The organism is Dellaglioa sp. CoH-55-MRSF-9, from assembly GCF_056782155.1.
Genome location: NZ_JBXAYG010000003.1, coordinates 252,756 through 270,390 on the forward strand (window position 1 = coordinate 252,756; position 17,635 = coordinate 270,390).

Annotated in this window: 16 protein-coding genes; 11 read left to right on the plus strand and 5 right to left on the minus strand. The window is 34.3% G+C overall.

Features of this window, described 5'->3' with window-relative positions; genetic code table 11:
* Positions 1-5 precede the first annotated feature (5 nt).
* Positions 6-2,357, plus strand: coding sequence for a ribonuclease R (gene rnr / locus AC1RPV_RS04945; protein WP_481761442.1), 2,352 nt, complete (start codon positions 6-8; stop codon positions 2,355-2,357).
* Positions 2,358-2,374: 17 nt separating this feature from the next.
* Positions 2,375-2,842 carry an SsrA-binding protein SmpB gene (smpB, locus tag AC1RPV_RS04950; protein ID WP_481761441.1) on the plus strand — a complete coding sequence of 156 codons (468 nt, stop codon included), beginning with the start codon at positions 2,375-2,377 and terminating at the stop codon, positions 2,840-2,842.
* Positions 2,843-2,891: 49 nt separating this feature from the next.
* On the opposite strand, the gene AC1RPV_RS04955 is transcribed toward smpB, so the two are convergent.
* Positions 2,892-4,523, minus strand: a complete 1,632-nt coding sequence (locus AC1RPV_RS04955) for an ABC-F family ATP-binding cassette domain-containing protein (protein WP_409022227.1) — start codon at positions 4,521-4,523, stop codon at positions 2,892-2,894.
* Between the two features lie 237 nt (positions 4,524-4,760).
* On the opposite strand from AC1RPV_RS04955, the gene AC1RPV_RS04960 reads away from it, so the two are divergent.
* Positions 4,761-5,837, plus strand: a complete 1,077-nt coding sequence (locus tag AC1RPV_RS04960; protein ID WP_481761440.1) for a 3D domain-containing protein — start codon at positions 4,761-4,763, stop codon at positions 5,835-5,837.
* Positions 5,838-5,889: 52 nt separating this feature from the next.
* On the opposite strand, the gene AC1RPV_RS04965 is transcribed toward AC1RPV_RS04960, so the two are convergent.
* A complete protein-coding gene (locus tag AC1RPV_RS04965; protein ID WP_481761624.1) occupies positions 5,890-6,453 on the minus strand; it encodes a GNAT family N-acetyltransferase in 564 nt (187 codons plus the stop codon).
* Between the two features lie 130 nt (positions 6,454-6,583).
* Between AC1RPV_RS04965 and AC1RPV_RS04970 the strand changes: the two genes are divergently transcribed.
* The 3 genes from AC1RPV_RS04970 (at position 6,584) to AC1RPV_RS04980 (ending at position 9,900) form a co-directional block, all read left to right on the plus strand.
* Positions 6,584-8,020 carry an amino acid ABC transporter substrate-binding protein/permease gene (locus AC1RPV_RS04970; protein ID WP_481761439.1) on the plus strand — a complete coding sequence of 479 codons (1,437 nt, stop codon included), beginning with the start codon at positions 6,584-6,586 and terminating at the stop codon, positions 8,018-8,020.
* Positions 8,020-8,757, plus strand: a complete 738-nt coding sequence (locus tag AC1RPV_RS04975) for an amino acid ABC transporter ATP-binding protein (RefSeq protein ID WP_481761438.1) — start codon at positions 8,020-8,022, stop codon at positions 8,755-8,757. The genes AC1RPV_RS04970 and AC1RPV_RS04975 overlap by 1 nt, the downstream gene beginning before the upstream one ends.
* A gap of 180 nt (positions 8,758-8,937) precedes the next feature.
* Entirely contained in the window at positions 8,938-9,900 is a 963-nt protein-coding gene (locus AC1RPV_RS04980; RefSeq protein ID WP_481761437.1) for a zinc-binding dehydrogenase, read from the plus strand.
* Positions 9,901-10,115: 215 nt separating this feature from the next.
* Here AC1RPV_RS04980 and AC1RPV_RS04985 read toward each other — a convergent pair whose 3' ends face one another.
* Positions 10,116-10,982: a Cof-type HAD-IIB family hydrolase gene (locus AC1RPV_RS04985; protein ID WP_481761436.1), complete on the minus strand. Its 867-nt coding sequence runs from the start codon at positions 10,980-10,982 to the stop codon at positions 10,116-10,118.
* 126 nt (positions 10,983-11,108) lie between these two features.
* Between AC1RPV_RS04985 and AC1RPV_RS04990 the strand changes: the two genes are divergently transcribed.
* The 3 genes from AC1RPV_RS04990 to tsaE are packed head-to-tail and all read left to right on the plus strand — an operon-like array spanning position 11,109 to position 13,266.
* The gene (locus AC1RPV_RS04990; RefSeq protein WP_481761435.1) at positions 11,109-11,789 is read left to right on the plus strand and encodes a uracil-DNA glycosylase; all 681 of its coding nucleotides are present in this window, start codon (positions 11,109-11,111) and stop codon (positions 11,787-11,789) included.
* Between the two features lie 15 nt (positions 11,790-11,804).
* Entirely contained in the window at positions 11,805-12,794 is a 990-nt protein-coding gene (pta, locus tag AC1RPV_RS04995; protein WP_481761434.1) for a phosphate acetyltransferase, read from the plus strand.
* A 16-nt stretch (positions 12,795-12,810) separates the two neighbouring features.
* Positions 12,811-13,266 (plus strand): tRNA (adenosine(37)-N6)-threonylcarbamoyltransferase complex ATPase subunit type 1 TsaE, encoded by a 456-nt coding sequence (gene tsaE, locus AC1RPV_RS05000; RefSeq protein WP_481761433.1) that lies wholly within the window; start codon positions 12,811-12,813, stop codon positions 13,264-13,266.
* Positions 13,267-13,317: 51 nt separating this feature from the next.
* Here the strand turns inward: tsaE and AC1RPV_RS05005 are convergent, their stop codons facing one another.
* Positions 13,318-13,791: a glutathione peroxidase gene (locus AC1RPV_RS05005; RefSeq protein ID WP_481761432.1), complete on the minus strand. Its 474-nt coding sequence runs from the start codon at positions 13,789-13,791 to the stop codon at positions 13,318-13,320.
* 81 nt (positions 13,792-13,872) lie between these two features.
* Positions 13,873-14,406 (minus strand): 3'-5' exonuclease, encoded by a 534-nt coding sequence (locus tag AC1RPV_RS05010; protein ID WP_409022237.1) that lies wholly within the window; start codon positions 14,404-14,406, stop codon positions 13,873-13,875.
* Positions 14,407-14,595: 189 nt separating this feature from the next.
* On the opposite strand from AC1RPV_RS05010, the gene murB reads away from it, so the two are divergent.
* The gene (gene murB, locus AC1RPV_RS05015; RefSeq protein WP_481761431.1) at positions 14,596-15,495 is read left to right on the plus strand and encodes a UDP-N-acetylmuramate dehydrogenase; all 900 of its coding nucleotides are present in this window, start codon (positions 14,596-14,598) and stop codon (positions 15,493-15,495) included.
* Positions 15,496-15,515: 20 nt separating this feature from the next.
* Positions 15,516-17,633 carry a cation:proton antiporter gene (locus tag AC1RPV_RS05020; protein WP_481761430.1) on the plus strand — a complete coding sequence of 706 codons (2,118 nt, stop codon included), beginning with the start codon at positions 15,516-15,518 and terminating at the stop codon, positions 17,631-17,633.
* Positions 17,634-17,635 lie beyond the last annotated feature (2 nt).

Sequence of the window (17,635 nt, forward strand, 5' to 3'; positions counted from 1 at the left end):
TATACATGGATAAAAAGATGCAAGAACTTATATTAAAAGAACTAAAAATTAAAGAAAATGAATCTTTCAGTGTTGAAGAATTAACAGCTGCCCTTAAATTAGAAGGCCAGGATGCGTTCAAAGAACTTGTTAAAACACTTGCTGAAATGGAACGTAAACGTGAAGTGAAAATTACATCAGAAGGCAAATTTCAAATTGCACTTCAAACACCACAATTAGTGGGTATTTTTCATGCAAATGATCGTGGATTTGGATTCGTTACGATTGATCCAGAACAACCTGATGTTTTCGTTAATCCAACACAAACAATGTCTGCCTTAAATGGTGATAGTGTTGAGATTGAGATTACAAGTGCTGCTAAACCTGGGGATGACCGTGGTCCTGAAGGTAAAGTTAATAAAATTGTTGAACATAATGTAACATCAATTGTTGGTGAATTTGAAGTTGAACCATCTGACCTTGAAAATTCAGGAATAATTGGCCATTTAGTTGTTAAAAACAAGAAATTACAACGTTATAACTTATTGGTAACAGGGGTTGGTTTACATCCAGTTGCCGGAGAAGTTATTACAGCTGATATTACTGCTTACCCAACAAGTGAAAAACCATTAGTTATTGAAACATTGGTTAAAGAAGTTGTGGGTAACAAAGACGATCCAGGTATGGATATTTTACAAGTTGTTTATCAACATGATATTCCTAGTGAATTTCCTGAAGATGTTATGGCTCAAGCTGAAGCAACTCCAGAAGTTGTGCTACCAGAAGAAAAAATTGGCCGTGTTGATTTAACGGACCAAACATTGGTAACAATTGATAGTATTGATTCTAAGGATTTAGATGATGCTGTTACTGCCTGGAAACTTGATAACGGGAACTACCATTTAGGTGTGCATATTGCTGATGTTTCGCATTATGTCCAACCAGGCACACCACTTGATCGTGAAGCATACGAACGTGGAACGAGTGTTTATTTAACTGACCGTGTTATTCCAATGTTGCCTCACAAATTATCAAATGGTATTTGTTCATTGAATCCAAAAGTTGAACGCCTTGCTATGAGTTGTGAAATGGAAATTACACCAGAAGGTTATGTTGTTAACCACAAAATCTTCCAAAGTGTGATTAAAACGACAGAACGTATGACTTACAAAGCCATTAACAAGATTCTTGAATCAGATGATGCAAAGACGAAAGCTAAATATGAAGAATTGGTCCCAATGTTTGAAACAATGGGCGAATTACACAAAATTCTTGAAAAAATGCGTAAAAAACGTGGTGCAATTAGTTTTGATGATAATGAATCTAAGATTATCGTTGATGAAGCGGGTCACCCAATTGATATTCAAATTAGAACTCGTGGAACAAGTGAACGTTTAGTTGAATCATTTATGTTAGCTGCAAATGAAACTGTTGCAGCTCATTACGATAAATTAAAAGTACCTTTTGTTTACCGTGTGCATGAAACACCTAAGAATGAAAAAGTAATGCGTTTCTTCGAAACTTTAACCAGTTTTGGTATCGTTGTTAAAGGTGATAGTAAGAATGTAACACCTAAAATGTTACAAGGTGTTTTAAAAGAAGTAGCTGGTAAACCTGAAGAATCAATGGTTTCTGTTATGTTACTTAGAAGTATGCAACAAGCTAAATATACTGATGAATCATTAGGTCACTTTGGTTTAGCTGCTACTGATTATACGCATTTTACGTCACCAATTAGACGTTACCCTGATTTGATGGTTCATCGTTTAATTCGTTTCTACGAAGAAAATGGTATTGGGGACACTCAAAAAGAAAAATATGCTGAACAATTACCTGAACTTACAACACATACATCACAAATGGAACGTCGCGCAATTGATGCCGAACGTGATACTGACGCAATGAAAAAAGCTGAATACATGGCTGATCATGTTGGTGAAACCTTTGAAGGTGTTGTTAGCTCAGTTATGAAGTTTGGTGTCTTCGTTTCATTACCAAATACTGTTGAAGGTCTTGTTCATATTAGTAATATGAAGGATGACTATTATGAATATTTAGATATGCATATGGCATTAGTAGGTAAGAGAACCAAGAGAACTTTCAGAATTGGTCAACCAATCGAAGTAAAAGTTGCTAAAGTTGATATTGAGCAAAGTGCGATTGATTTTGAAATTGTTAATCCACAAAACACACCAACTTCTGATTTACGAGGTAAAGGTGGAAACTTCAAACGTCCAGGTAATGGTCGTCCAGGAGACAAGAAACCTTATAACCGTAATGGTAAACCAGCTGCTGGAAATAGTAATGGAAAGAAACCATTCTACAAATCAGCTAATAAAAACACAGCACCAAGAAAAAATAATACACGTCAAAAATAATATCGGGGGGATTAAGATTGCGAAAAGAAAAGTCATCTTTTGATAAACCCTTAGCCCAGAATAAAAAAGCAAGACACAGTTATAACATTGAAGATACGGTTGAGGCTGGTGTCGTTTTAACAGGTACTGAGATTAAATCCGTTCGAAATAGTCGTATTAATCTAAAAGATGGATTTGCGCAAATTAGAAATGGTGAAGCTTGGCTGATGAATGTTCATATTTCAACGTATGATCAAGGAAATCAATTCAATCATGATCCACTTCGAAATCGTAAATTATTATTGCATAGAAAACAAATAGCTCAATTTGATGAAGCAACTAAAAATAAGGGTGTTACAATTGTCCCTTTGAAAGTGTACATTAAAAACGGCTTTGCAAAAGTACTAATCGGTGTTGCAAAAGGGAAGAATGATTACGATAAACGTGAAACAATTAAACGTCGAGATCAGGAACGCCAAATTCAACGCGTACTTAAAAATTACTAATAAAAAAGGAAGCAACCAATTTTGAAATTGGTTGCTTCCTTTTTAGTTATTAAGCTTGTTTGTAAAGACCAGCAATTTGATCTTGAACATCTTTATTTTCTAAGAATTCATCATAAGTAGTATCTGCTCGATCAACAAGACCGTTTGGTGTTACTTCGATGATACGGTTAGCGATTGTTTGAATGAACTCACGATCATGAGAGCCGAATAATAGAGCACTCTTATAATTTGAAAGACCTTCATTCAATGAAGTAATTGATTCCAAATCTAAATGGTTAGTAGGATCATCAAGTAAAAGAACGTTGTTTCTTGTTAACATCATTTTTGATAACATACAACGAACTTTTTCTCCACCGGATAAGACGCCAACTTCTTTATCGACTTCTTCACCAGAAAATAACATACGACCTAAGAATCCACGCAAGAAAGTGTTATCACTTTCTGCTTTAGAAGCAAATTGACGTAACCAATCGATAATTGTTAAATGTTCATCAGCGAATTGGTCGTTATTATCTTTAGCAAGGTAAGCTTGTGATGTTGTTACACCCCATTGAACTGTACCTGTATCTGGTTCTAATTCACCAGAAAGAATTCTAATTAATGTTGTAACAGCAATATCAGTTTCACTTGTAAAGGCTGTTTTATCATCTTTGCCTAAACTAAATGAGATATTATCTAAAACTTTTACGCCATCAATTGTTTTTGAAACGCCACTAACTGATAATAAATCATTACCAATTTCACGGTCGATTTCAAAGTTAATGAATGGGTAGCGACGTGATGAAGGTTGAATATCATCAAGTGTGATTTTTTCAAGCATTTTCTTACGAGAAGTTGCTTGTTTAGATTTAGAAGCGTTAGCACTGAATCGTGCAACGAAATCTTGTAATTCTTTGATTTTAGCTTCTTTTTTATCGTTAGAATCATTTGCAAGTTTTGAAGCTAAGGCACTTGATTCCATCCAGAAGTCGTAATTACCAACGAATAATTTGATTTTACCAAAATCAACATCACACATGTGGGTGCAGACATTATTTAAGAAATGTCTATCATGAGAAACAACAATAACGGTATTTGAGAAGTTAATTAAGAAATCTTCTAACCAGTTAATTGATTTGATGTCTAACCCATTAGTAGGTTCATCAAGTAAGAGAACATCAGGATTACCAAAAAGTGCTTGTGCAAGCAAAATCTTAACTTTTTGACTTTCTGTTAGTTCGCTCATCTTTTTATTTTGCATATCTTCAGCGAAGCCTAAGCCTTGTAAAAGAGTTGAAGCTTCTGATTCAGCTTCCCAACCATTCATTTCAGCAAAGTCAGATTCTAGTTCAGCAACTTTGATACCATCTTCATCAGAAAAATCAGCTTTTGCATAAATAGCATCTTTTGCTTCCATAACAGCATAGAGTTCTTTGTAACCCATAATGACTGTTTCAAGAACAGTATATTCTTCGAAGCCATAATGATTTTGTTGTAGCATTGTCATACGTTCATTTGGATCTAATGAAATTTTACCTGTACTTGGTGTTATTTCACCAGATAAAATCTTTAAAAATGTTGATTTACCAGCGCCATTAGCACCGATTAGTCCGTAACAATTACCAGGCGTGAATTTTAAATTAACGTCATCGTATAACTTACGGTCTGAAAAACTTAAACTTACATTACTTACAGTTATCATTTAATACCCTCACTATTCGTTTGTATAATCTACATATCATAGCATATTTCAGGCTCAAAATGAAACGGTTTTGAAAATGAACTCAAATAAAATGATTATTTCTGAAAATGAGGGTACGTTAGTCATAGAGTTGTAATATGAGTGATGTTTTGTAATATGCCTGACACATGTCTGACTTGTCGGTTCGATATACTCTAGAAATGGGTAATAAAGTTATTTACAAAAAGGAGTATTATTTTGAAAATTAGAAATATTATTGGTTTTACGGCAGTTATACTTTGCTTATTAGGTGGTTCGGTTTCTGTTAGTGCAACATCTATCAGTGATTTAAAAAAACAAGAATCAGCTGCACAAGAGAAAGTAACAACTGCTAATTCAAAAATTTCAAAGTCATTAACGAGTATTAATGATGAGTATGCAAAAATTGATAAATTAAATCAAGAAATTTCTGATAAAGAAAAGAAAATTGGTTCACAAGATAAATCAATTGGTAATGAACAAAAACAATTAGATACACGTATTGAAAATGCTAAAGATAGATTAAGAAGTCTACAAGTTAATGATTCAAGTAGTAAAATGGTAACGGCTATTCTTGAAGCAAAGAATGCTGGTGATTTTATTAGCCGTGTTTACGCAGTTTCTGTTTTACAATCTGCTGATAACAAAACGATGAAAGATGTTGCGTCTAATATCAAAACCATGGAAGATGCTAAAGCGCATTTGGAATCTGAACAAAAATCATTGAAATTAAAACAATCTGAAACAAAACAAGAAACAAAAGAAATGAATAAACAATTAGCAGCGTTAAAAGATACTTTAGGTGACGCAAAGAAAGATTTAGCCAAAGTAACAAAGGCTAAAGATGCTGAGTTATCAAAAAAAGCAAGAGAAGCAAAGGCTAAAGCTGATGCTAAGGCAGCAGCAGCTGCTAAAAAAGAAGCAGCTAAAAAGGCTGAAAGTGATGATTCATCAGATAAAAAAGGAAGTACTGACCAAAAAGCAAGCAACGATACTTCTGGCAAATCAACTAAGAAAACGTTACAAATGGTCGCAACGGCTTATTCAACAAATGCACCAGGGATGGGAACTCATGGATCATATGGGTTAAGTTTGTTAACTAATCCACAACAAATTGCTGTGGATCCTTCAGTTATTCCGCTAGGAACTGTTGTCTGGGTATCTGGTTATGGTGTTGCGATTGCTGGCGATACAGGTTCAGCAATTAAAGGAAACCGAATTGATGTGCATTTTATCTCAAATGCAAGATGTTACACATGGGGTAAAAAGACAGTTACTGTAAAAGTTTTAGAATAAAGATATGAAAAAAGGTCTGCTAAATTTATTTTTAGCAGACCTTTTTATTTATTTAAATATCTTTTTGCATATGATGATAGTCATGACCACTAATAATCATGTTACCAACAGTTTTAAAGCCCATTTTTGTGTATAACTTTTCTGCTTTAGGATTTGCAAAGTCGACGTTTAAGCCAATCTTTGTTTTTCCAGCTGCACGGGCAATCTCGGGAAGAGACTCTAGAAGTTTTGTGCCGATGCCTTGTCCTTGGAAATCTGGTGAAACAGCAAGGGTATCAAGGTACCATTCATTTGGATAAACTTCTGAGTCTGGAAAGAGTTCAGTTGTTTCAGGTAAACCAATTTGTGGGAAAAATTGATTCATAGCAAGATCAAGATGGTCTTCATCTTCATCCGGATAACCAAATGCTATCCCAGCAACCTTACCATCAATATCGGCAATTTGAACACGACCGTAGCTGTAACGGTAGTCTTCTGTTTCAAATGCAAGCTCTAGCACTTTGAATAGGTCGGGTAATGGAATTTCTTGAAGAATAGGAATTTCCATATCTTCTAAAATAATATTCACTAAAGGAACGACCTCGTGTGCATCTTTTTTTGTTGCTCTTCTAATAATCATATAAACCATCCTTTCCTGAATATCTCTAGTGTATAGGGTACTTAAATAATTGTCAAAACAACTAAATTGCTTGCTAAGTGTAGATATGTTATATTATGTTACATCAAAATGTTTTGGGGAGGATATTATGAAAAAATGGCAGTCAATGATCATGTCAATCATGGTCGCATGTGTATTTTTATTATTTTTACATAGTAATCAAGTAAATGCAGCAGAAAAGACGTATACAATCGGGACTGATGTAACTTATGCACCATTTGAATATCAAGCAGAAGATGGTAAATCATATGTTGGTATTGATATGGATATAATGCGAGCCATTGCTAAAGAGGAAGGATTTAAAGTTGATATTAAAGCCTTAGGGTTTAATGCAGCGGTTCAAGCATTAGATGCTAACCAAATTGATGGGGTTATGGCTGGTATGATGATAACTCCAGAACGTCGTGTTAAATTTGATTTCTCAGATAGTTATTATGAAGCTGGGGTAGCTATGGCTGTTGGTAAAAACAGTTCAATTAAATCTTTGGATGATTTAAGAGGGAAAAAGGTAGCGATTAAAGTTGGTACAGCTGCCGGAGAATTCGTAAACTCAATTAAAAAACAATATAATATTACAACAACAACTTTTGATGATTCAAGTAACATGTATGACGATGTTGTGACAGGAAATTCCGATGCGACTTTTGATGATAAACCAGTTTTAGCATATGGTGTTAAGAATGGTATTGAAATGAAAGTAGTTGGTAAAACATATGAAAAAGGTGAATATGGATTCGCCGTTAAAAAAGGGCAAAATAAAGAATTAATAACAAAATTTAATGCCGGGCTAAAGAAACTTAAAGCTAACGGTGAATATAAAAAGATTGTTGATAAGTACACTGGAACGAACGCAAAAAATGCTAACTCTAAAAATTCTCGAACAATTTTAGGTTTATTGAAAACAAATAGTGGCTCATTATTAGAAGGATTTAAACAAACAATGTTATTAACAATTGTGGCTATTGTTTGTGCAACAGTTTTAGGGATTATTTTAGGTATGATGGGTGTTGCGCCAAATAAATGGCTTAATGGGCTTTCAAGTACATTAATTTACATTTTCCGTGGCCTACCGCTAATTGTATTGGCCTTCTTTATCTACATTGGTATTCCTAATTTAACCGGGAGCAAGATTCCAGCATTTGTGGCAGGTATTATAACCTTAACGTTAAATGAAGGTGCGTATACAGCGGCCTTTGTTAAAGGTGGGATTAAGGCTGTTGATAATGGCCAAATGGAAGCTGCTCGTAGTCTAGGATTACCTTATGGAAAAGCAATGATGAAAGTCATTATGCCACAAGGAATTAAGATTATGATTCCATCATTTATTAATCAATTTATTATTACGTTGAAAGATACGTCAATTTTATCTGTTATCGGTATTTTAGAATTAACGCAAACAGGTAAGATTATAATCGCAAGAAACCTTGAAGGATTCAAGATGTGGTTGATTATCGCGGTGATTTATCTCGTTATCATAACGTTATTAACGTGGTTATCTAATTTAGTCGAAAGGAAGATTAAATAATGGCAGCTAAAATTCAAGTTAAAAATTTGAAAAAAAACTATGGTTCAAATGAAGTTTTGAAGGGGTTAGATATTTCAGTTGCAGAAAAAGAAGTTGTCTGCATGATTGGACCTTCCGGTTCTGGGAAAAGTACCTTTTTACGTTGTTTAAATAAATTAGAAGATTTAACTTCCGGTTCAATTATTATTGAGGGGCATGATATAAGTGATCCAAAAACTGATTTAAATGTTGTTCGTCAAAATATTGGCATGGTATTTCAACATTTTAATTTGTTTCCACATTTAACCGTTCTTGAAAATATTATTTTAGCGCCTGTTGAATTAAAAAAAGAAACAAAAGAAGAAGCAACTAAGGAAGCAAAACGTCTTTTATCCCAAGTTGGTTTGAGTGATAAAGCAGATGCTGCACCTGCTTCGTTATCTGGTGGTCAAAAACAACGTGTCGCAATCGCACGCGCACTTGCAATGAAACCAGATATTATGTTATTTGATGAACCAACGTCTGCACTTGATCCAGAAATGGTTGGGGATGTTTTAGATGTTATGAAACAACTTGCGAGGGATGGTATGACAATGGTTGTTGTCACACATGAAATGGGTTTTGCTAAAGAAGTGGCTGATCGTGTGGTCTTTATGGCTGATGGTTACATTTTAGAAAGTAGTACACCAGATGAAATATTTAGTAATCCGCAAAATGATAGAACAAAAGATTTCTTAAACAAAGTTTTAAATGCATAAAAAGTGCAAACTAATTAAATCTTTCGGCCTTTCATTAATTTTTGGTGGGGCAAGCATTGTAAAAGGTCCTAATCACTTCGCGTGGTGGTTAGGATTTTTTATGTATAGTTACTAAAAATTAGGATGTTTACGATGATTTGAATTGAAAAAAGCTTTTTAGCAAAGGAGAAAAGTAAAATTATGAAAGCAATTGTTGTTAATGAAGCAGGAGGAACAGATAAGCTTATTTACCAAGAGGTAAATTTACCTAAAATAAAAGCTAACTGGTCCTTAATTAAAATAAAAGGGTTTGGTATCAATAGATCGGAGATTTTTACGAGAGAGGGAAAATCGCCAACTGTTTTGTTTCCTAGGGTTTTAGGCATTGAATGTGTGGGTGTTGTTGAAGAAACGAGCGATCCTGAAAGATTACCTATAGGGAAAAAAGTTATTTCCATTATGGGAGAAATGGGACGCGCATTTGATGGCAGCTATGCTGAATATGTAGCATTACCAAATAACCAAATATATCCAATAACAACAAATATATCTTGGAAAGAACTTGCGACTATTCCTGAAACGTACTATACAGCATTTGGTTCAATGAAAAACTTAAAAATTACAAAAAAAGATAAAATTTTAGTTAGAGGCGCCACAAGTGGAGTAGGTATTTCATTTCTTAAATTGTTGAAGGCCAGATATCCTGATATTGTAATTGATGGTACTAGTCGGAGCCAAGCAAAAAATGAGCAATTATTGTCCGCTGGTTTTAATGATGTAATAATAGATAAGACTGGTGTATTAGAGACTGAAAAGAAGTATGACAAAATTTTAGAATTAATTGGCCCTGCCACTATAAAAGATAGTTTTCAACATTTAAACGAAGGAGGCATTTTATGTAGTACGGGACAATTAGGAGGTAAATGGTTTTTAGAAGAATTTGATCCGATTATAGATATCGAGAAAAATAGTTACCTCACTAGTTTTTACTCTGACAATGTCAGTCAGGATAAATTGAATGATCTGTTGGACTACATTTCAAAATATGATGTTGATGTGAAACCAGAAAAAAACTTCAAACTAAGTGAAGTTCCTTTAGCGCATGCTTACTTACAAAATCAGGATAGTTTTGGGAAAGTAATCGTGTTACTAACAACTGAATAAAGATAAGTACCAAATTGGTTAGCGACGTATTATGGGTTTCATAATTGATAGTTGGAGAGTAACAGGGCTGATTGATTACGTAACAAAAGTCTTATGGCTTTTGTTTTTTTCGTTGTAAAAAAACTGTTATTGGTAATAGTTTTTAAACTACTATCAACAACAGTTTTTATAGACTTATTTTTTCTAATTAATTACACTTTTTAGTCTCAATCGATTTATTTTTCAGCTAACTGTTCAAGAATAGCTAAGCCAACACCATCTTCAGAATTTGTTTTTGCTGAATGATTGGCAATACGTTTTACCTCGTCGTGGCCATTTTCCATGGCGTAACTGACGCCTGCAACTTTTAACATAGAAACATCATTTAAGTTATCTCCAATTGCCATGACATCTGACATTGGGATATTAAGTTCTTTAGCGAAAGCTTGGAGTGCAATCCCTTTTTGGGCATTTACGTTGTTAATTTCAAGGTTAGTAGGTGCAGAAGAGGTAACAACAAGTGAGTCTTCTTCTTCAATTTTTGCTTTTAAAGGGAGTAATTCTTCTTGACCATCCATACTGAAAACAATTAATTTAAAAATATCAATTTTTGAATCATCGATGACTGTTTGGTAATCATCAACGTAATTGATATTCATTAATTCAAGACGAGCTGCAGCTAATGAAACAGCCATTTTAAATGGTGTATCTGGATTTGTATCAGAGATTAGACGCGCTACATTTTGAATACGGTTTGCACGATTATCAGAATAAACACCGTTTGAGGTTGTCATTTCAAAGTAAAAATTTTCTTTTTTGAATGTTTGAACTAAAGTTTGAACGACTTTTTTTGAAATAGGTGTTGTACTAAGTGTTTTACCATTTCCATCTAAAACTTCTGCGCCGTTAAATGTAATCATTGGACTATTGAACCCGGCTGCTGTAATTAAAGGTTTAACTTCAGTATAGCCACGGCCAGTAGAAACGATAAAGTGGACTCCTAATGCTTGTGCTTGTTTAATCGCATCGGCGTTTTTTTCTGAAATCACCATTTGATCATTTAGTAAAGTACCATCCATATCTGATGCAATAATTTTTATCATAAATTCAACACTCCTCTAATCTTATTTACTGGTTTCATTTTAACATGAAACCGCTCGATATTTTAATCAAATCATTTATTTTTGTATTCACTAATATGGTAAACTTAATCTGTGAGGTGTTAGACAATGAATATTAATGTCGATAATGATTGGCAACCCATTTTGACCGAAGAGCTTGCAAAATCTAAATATGCTGATTTAGAAACGTTTATTGATAATGAATATCAAAATGAGACGATTTATCCGGAAAAAAATCGCATTTTTGAAAGCTTTGAACTGACCCCATTTTCTGACGTTAGAGTTTGTTTATTGGGACAGGATCCTTATCATGAAAAGCATCAAGCTCATGGGTTGAGTTTTTCTGTTTTACCAGGAGAAAAAATTCCACCTTCTTTACGGAATATGTATAAAGAATTGGAAACAGATTTAGGAATTCCACCAGCTAATCATGGCTATTTGAAGAGTTGGGCGGAGCAAGGTGTTTTGATGTTAAATTCAGTCTTAACTGTAAGAGATGGCGCCGCTAATTCTCATCGTAATCATGGATGGGAATTATTAACAGATGGTGTGATTGAACGATTATCCGAATCTTCACAGACAATTATTTTTGTTTTATGGGGGAAGACAGCCCAAGATAAGATTAAATTAATTGATACAGATCACAATATTGTGATAACATCACCTCATCCAAGTCCGTTATCTGCTTACCGCGGTTTTTTTGGATCGAAACCATTTTCACAAATAAATCAAAATTTAATAAGTCAGGGATTGCCACCGATTAACTGGCAATTACCCAGTAACACTTAATTAGGAGGAAATGATATGTCATTATTTGAAAGTTTGAAAAGCAAAATTGAAAGTAAAAAAATTAAAATAGTTTTTCCTGAAGGGGAAGAAGAACGTATTCTAAGAGCAGCCGTTAAATTAGCAGAAGATAATTTGGCAGAACCTATTTTATTGGGGGATGTTGCAAAAATGAAAGAGTTAGCCACAAAGCTCGATTTAACTCTTGATGGTATCGGTGTAGAATTACTTGATCCTAAACAATATTCTGAAACAGATTTTAATGAGATGAAAACGGCCTTTGTTGAACGACGTAAGGGTAAAAATACACCTGAACAAGCTGAAGAAATGTTACGCGATGTTAATTATTTCGGTACAATGCTCGTTTACATGGGATTAGCTGAAGGGATGGTTTCTGGAGCTGTTCACGCTACTGGAGATACCGTTCGACCTGCATTACAAATTATTAAAACGAAACCAGGCGTGAGTCGGACAAGTGGTGCCTTTATTATGACCAGAAATAATGATACAGAAAAGTATTTATTTTCTGATGCTGCGATCAGTATTAATCCAACTGCTCAAGAATTAGCAGAAATGGCAATTGCAAGCATTCAGACGGCTCGTCTCTTTGATATTGATCCCAAAGTAGCAATGCTTAGTTTTTCAACTAAAGGTTCAGCTAAAGCACCAGAGGTATCAAAGGTAGCAGAAGCAACTGAAATTGCACAAAAACTAGCACCAAATGAAGCGATTGACGGCGAATTACAATTTGATGCTGCTTTTGTACCGAGTGTTGGTGAACAAAAAGCACCTGGATCAAAGGTTGCAGGACAAGCAAATGTTTTCATTTTCCCTGAATTACAATCTGGAAATATTGGCTACAAAATTGCACAACGTTTAGGTGGATTTGAAGCTATCGGACCTATCCTACAAGGATTAAACCAACCGGTTTCAGATTTATCTCGTGGTGCTAACGTAGAAGAAATTTACAAGGTTGGTATTATTACAGCTGCGCAAAGTTTAGAATGAAATGGTGAAATAATTAATGAATATTGAAGTCAGTTCTGTAGAAGAAACACAAGAAATTGCCGAAAAAATTGGACAGCTTGTTGAACCTAATATGATTTTGTTATTGGATGGTGATTTAGGCGCAGGAAAGACAACTTTTGCTAAAGGCTTAGCCGTTGGGTTAGGGATCAAGCGGAACGTTAAAAGTCCAACATTTCCAATTGTGAGAGAATATCGTGAGGGCCGTTTGCCGTTATTTCATATGGATGTTTACCGACTTGAAGGGATGGGCGGCGCAGATTTAGGGTTAGATGAATATTTTAATTCTGATGGTGTGAGTGTTGTTGAATGGTCTGAATTTATTCAGGATGAATTACCAAATGATTGGTTAAAAATTACATTATTGAAAGATGATCATGATGATAATTTACGTACTATCGAATTAGAAAGTAATGGATTACAATATGATAATATGTTGGCCCATTTCAACTAAAAAAACAAGTTAGCTGATAGCCTCTAAATGGGGGTATCAGCTAACTTGTTTTTATTTAACCAATTTTTCGATTTCTGGTTTCATCTTTAAAGGATTAGTCTTAGGTGCATAACGTTTAACAACTTGTCCATCACGATTAACTAAAAATTTAGTGAAGTTCCATTTAATTGAGCTACCCAACACGCCTTGCGTTTCATCAGTCAGGTATTTAAATAGTGGTAACGCATCTTCTCCATTTACATTTTGAATGGTATGCATTGGAAAACTAACGCCATATGTCATACGACAGGTAGCTGCTGCTTGCGCATCATTATCGACTTCTTGATGGAATTGATTCGATGGAAACCCAAGTACCACTAATCCTTGGTCTTGATAATCCTCATATAATTCTTCTAATTGTTTAAATTGTGGCGCAAAACCACATTTAGTGGCTGTATTAACAATTAATAAAGGGTGATCCTTGTACTTTTCTAATGAATAAGTTTCACCATTTTCTAGTGTAACCTGATAATCATAAATTGACATTGTAATTTCCCCCAATTTGGTTTGATTACGGTCATCATATAACAGTTTAAACAGTAGCCCTATTAATGTGCTTAAATTTGATTATGCTGGCTTCACAAATGGTTTTAAAATTTCTTGTCCAAATTCGTGTTCTTGATAGAGTAAGATATTGGCACAAGCAACGGAATCATCTAAGGCATTGTGATGATTTGTTAACGTGATTCCCAATTCATCACAAACCGTATTTAATTTATGATTTGGAAATTCTGGGAATAATTTACGACTTGTTCTAACCGTATCTAACAATAAAAATTGGGGTGTCTCTAATCCATAATAACCCAATGTATTATGCAAAATACTGTTATCAAAGGGGGCATTATGTGCCACGATTAAACTATTGTTCTGGAAAAGTGGCGAAATATGTGACCATAGTTCTGGAAACTTTGGTGCAAATTCAACGTCTTCTTCGTGAATACCATGAATTTGAACATTACGCCAATTAAAAGGTGTTTCCGGTTTAATAAGTGAATAAAATTCATCAACGATTTGATTATTTCGAACAACTGTTAAAGCAATTGAACAGGCGCTATGACGCTGATTATTAGCAGTTTCAAAATCCATTGTAACAAAATTCATAATTAACTCCTTTTTAATTCGATATGACTGATAAGGTTATTAAAATACTCGGTCTAATAATGTTAATAAAGTATAACAGTTAGGTTATACAATTAAAAGTCGCTTGTTTGTGCGTTAAAATAGAAAAATAAACATTGAACGTGTTAAACTAGAAGGAATTGCTAAATGTTGAAAGGAATCGAATAAATAATGATAATTGACACTTTTGTAGAACTATTTCCATCTATTAAAATTTTAAAAAATGAACCACTTGCTAAATATACAAATACTGAAACGGGAGGGATGGCTGATCTTTTAGCTTTTCCTGATGCAGTGTCAGATGTTAAAATTTTGGTGAATACAGCCAATGAAAATGGTATTCCTTTAACTGTTTTAGGAAATTCGAGTAATCTAGTTGTGAAAGATGGCGGTATTCGTGGACTTGTAATCATTTTAACGGATATGGATAAAATTGCTGTATCTGGGACGAAAATTATAGCGCAAGCTGGTGCCTCACTTATTGAGACAACAGAAGAAGCTTACCAAGCTGGCTTGACTAATTTTGAATTTGCTGCTGGGATTCCTGGGAGTGTTGGTGGTGCCGTATTTATGAATGCTGGTGCATATGATGGTGATATCAGCCAGGTATTGAGTGAAGTTAGTGTTATTACACGTACTGGTTATGTGAAAACACTAGTTAACGAAGAAATGAACTTTGACTATCGTCATAGTCAAATTCAAGATGATAATGACATCATATTAGAAGCAACCTTTGTATTAAAAGAAGGTAATAAATATGATATCCGTGAAAAAATGGATGAGTTTAACTTTTTACGTGCATCTAAACAACCTTTAGAGTACCCATCATGTGGAAGTGTTTTTAAGCGACCTGATGGACACTATACTGGTGTACTAGTTCACGAAGCTGGGTTACAAGGCTACCAAATTGGTGGCGCACAAGTATCAAAGAAACATGCCGGGTTTATTGTTAATGTAGACGGCGCTACTGCAACAGATTATATGGATGTTATTAAGCATGTTCAAAACGTTGTGTGGGAAAAATTTAAGGTTAGATTAGAAACGGAAGTTAGAATTATCGGAGAAGACTAAAGTAGAAAGGAAGATGGTAAATGCCGCTACTTGAATCGGTTATTGTTTTAGCTGCACTTGTTTTACTATCAAATGTTATCAGTCATTATCTGGTTTCAATACCCGTTGGATTGATCCAGATAGCATTAGGCTTTGTCGTTGCCTTAATTTTTAAAGTCTCAATTGAGTTAGAAACAGATTGGTTCTTATTACTCTTTATTGCGCCACTATTATTTAATGATGGTCGAAAATTTCCAAAACGTGAATTGTGGAAATTAAGAGGTTCCATTTTTGCGAATGCCATATTATTGGTTTTCTTAACAACTGTGGTAGTTGGATTTTTCATTCATCTTTTGATTCCAAAAATGCCATTAGCAGTTGGATTCGCACTGGCAGCTATTTTGTCACCAACGGATCCAGTTGCTGTGCAATCGATTGCTGAAAAAGCAAAATTACCAAGTAATATTTTAAATTTGGTTAGTGGTGAAAGTTTAATTAATGACGCAAGTGGATTAATTGCCTTTAAATACGCGATTGCTGCTGCGGTTACTGGCTATTTTTCATTTGGACAGGCGCTTGGTGATTTTACGTATATTGCGATTGTTGGTTTTATCTCGGGAGCAGTGTTAATGTTGCTGATTTCAACAATACGAGATTTTTTAATGAGGCAAGGGATTAATGATGTTGTTTTTAATACGATATTACAAATTTTAACACCTTTCATCATTTTTCTTTTTACGGAAGAATTTTTGCATGCATCAGGTGTTATTTCGGTAGTTGTCGCTGGCGTTATCTCTAGTATGCGTAAGAATACTTTCGCGACGTACTTACCTGAAATTAAGTTAGTAACTGAAAAAACCTGGGAAATTGTGGTTTATCTCCTGAATGGATTTGTGTTTATTATTCTTGGAATTGAATTACCAATTGCGATGTCAAAGACATTAGAAGATAACAATAGTAGTACTCTTTCGGCTATTATTGATGTTTTTGTCGTCTGGCTCTTTTTAGTCGTGATTCGTGTTGTTTGGACGTATATTAATATGTTATTAATTTCTAAGAAAAATAAATCAAAAAATAAGGCAAAGCCAAGTTGGCGTATTGCGTTAATATCAGGATTTTCAGGTGTTCGTGGTGCAATTACAATGGCTGGTGTGTTAACAGTCCCAACGATAATAAAAACAGGTGCTGCTTTTCCAGAGCGTTCATTAATGTTATTTATTGCTGGTGGCGTGATTATTTTAAGTTTAGTAGCCGCAATTTTGATATTACCTCTTTTAACTAAAGAAAAAGGAATAATGAAAACCAGTAATGAGGTTCCTGATGCTACTTTAGTTGAAGATGAGGATGCTATCATAACTAGTGATAGCGGAGATACGCAGTTCAATGAAAAGCAAGCTCGTATTTATATTATGCGAGTTGCTATTAGTCGCTTGGAATCTGAACGACGAGAATCTAATCAAAAAGTTGCCTATGAATTAATTTTAGAATATCAATTTATGATTCGTCGACTTGAGTTTTCTGATCAGGATGATGAACGATTACGCCAAATTGTTGAGGAAGAAGCAGACATTAGGCGAATTGCTTTAGATGGAGAACTCGAAGCGTTAGATAAAATGAGATTAAAGCAGGCTATTAGTAATAAAAACTATTCAATTATTAGTAAGAAAATTATGAAACAAAAAGCGAAATTAGGTCAAATTAATAATCGGAAAATCTCATTTGTAACGGTTAGAAATATTAATCATGCCTTTGTTCAATTAGGTAAGGTTGTGAGACGGACACTCTATTCTGAAAAAGAATTAAAAATGGTTTATGAACGACGAAATATAGAAAAAGCTTTAGCAAAAGCAGCTATTAAAGCACTATCAACGTATGTTAAAAAATCTGATGATGGCAATCAACAATTTAAGCAGCAAGCTATGTATCATTTGATTGTTTATTATCGTAATCGTATCGAAACATTAAAACGGACCAAAAATATTAATCAAGCCGAATCTGAGGAACAAAGTTACCAACTTAGATTAAAGGCTATTGCGGCTGAACGTTCTGCGATGCAGGAATTGATGGAACGAGGCTATATTACATGGTCATTAGCGTCAAGTTTACGTGAATATATTAATTATTCTGAAAATGTTATTATGCTTTCTGAAGAGGACTAAAA

What these genes read in the sequence shown, in the direction of transcription:
- rnr (WP_481761442.1), top strand. Translation starts at nt 6, where the DNA reads ATGGATAAAAAGATGCAAGAACTTATATTAAAAGAACTAAAAATTAAA.
- AC1RPV_RS04990 (WP_481761435.1), top strand. Translation starts at nt 11,109, where the DNA reads ATGAATATTAATGTCGATAATGATTGGCAACCCATTTTGACCGAAGAG.
- AC1RPV_RS04980 (WP_481761437.1), top strand. Translation starts at nt 8,938, where the DNA reads ATGAAAGCAATTGTTGTTAATGAAGCAGGAGGAACAGATAAGCTTATT.
- tsaE (WP_481761433.1), top strand. Translation starts at nt 12,811, where the DNA reads ATGAATATTGAAGTCAGTTCTGTAGAAGAAACACAAGAAATTGCCGAA.
- AC1RPV_RS05020 (WP_481761430.1), top strand. Translation starts at nt 15,516, where the DNA reads ATGCCGCTACTTGAATCGGTTATTGTTTTAGCTGCACTTGTTTTACTA.
- AC1RPV_RS04975 (WP_481761438.1), top strand. Translation starts at nt 8,020, where the DNA reads ATGGCAGCTAAAATTCAAGTTAAAAATTTGAAAAAAAACTATGGTTCA.
- pta (WP_481761434.1), top strand. Translation starts at nt 11,805, where the DNA reads ATGTCATTATTTGAAAGTTTGAAAAGCAAAATTGAAAGTAAAAAAATT.
- AC1RPV_RS04985 (WP_481761436.1), bottom strand. Translation starts at nt 10,982, where the DNA reads ATGATAAAAATTATTGCATCAGATATGGATGGTACTTTACTAAATGAT.
- AC1RPV_RS04955 (WP_409022227.1), bottom strand. Translation starts at nt 4,523, where the DNA reads ATGATAACTGTAAGTAATGTAAGTTTAAGTTTTTCAGACCGTAAGTTA.
- AC1RPV_RS05005 (WP_481761432.1), bottom strand. Translation starts at nt 13,791, where the DNA reads ATGTCAATTTATGATTATCAGGTTACACTAGAAAATGGTGAAACTTAT.
- AC1RPV_RS04970 (WP_481761439.1), top strand. Translation starts at nt 6,584, where the DNA reads ATGAAAAAATGGCAGTCAATGATCATGTCAATCATGGTCGCATGTGTA.
- AC1RPV_RS05010 (WP_409022237.1), bottom strand. Translation starts at nt 14,406, where the DNA reads ATGAATTTTGTTACAATGGATTTTGAAACTGCTAATAATCAGCGTCAT.
- murB (WP_481761431.1), top strand. Translation starts at nt 14,596, where the DNA reads ATGATAATTGACACTTTTGTAGAACTATTTCCATCTATTAAAATTTTA.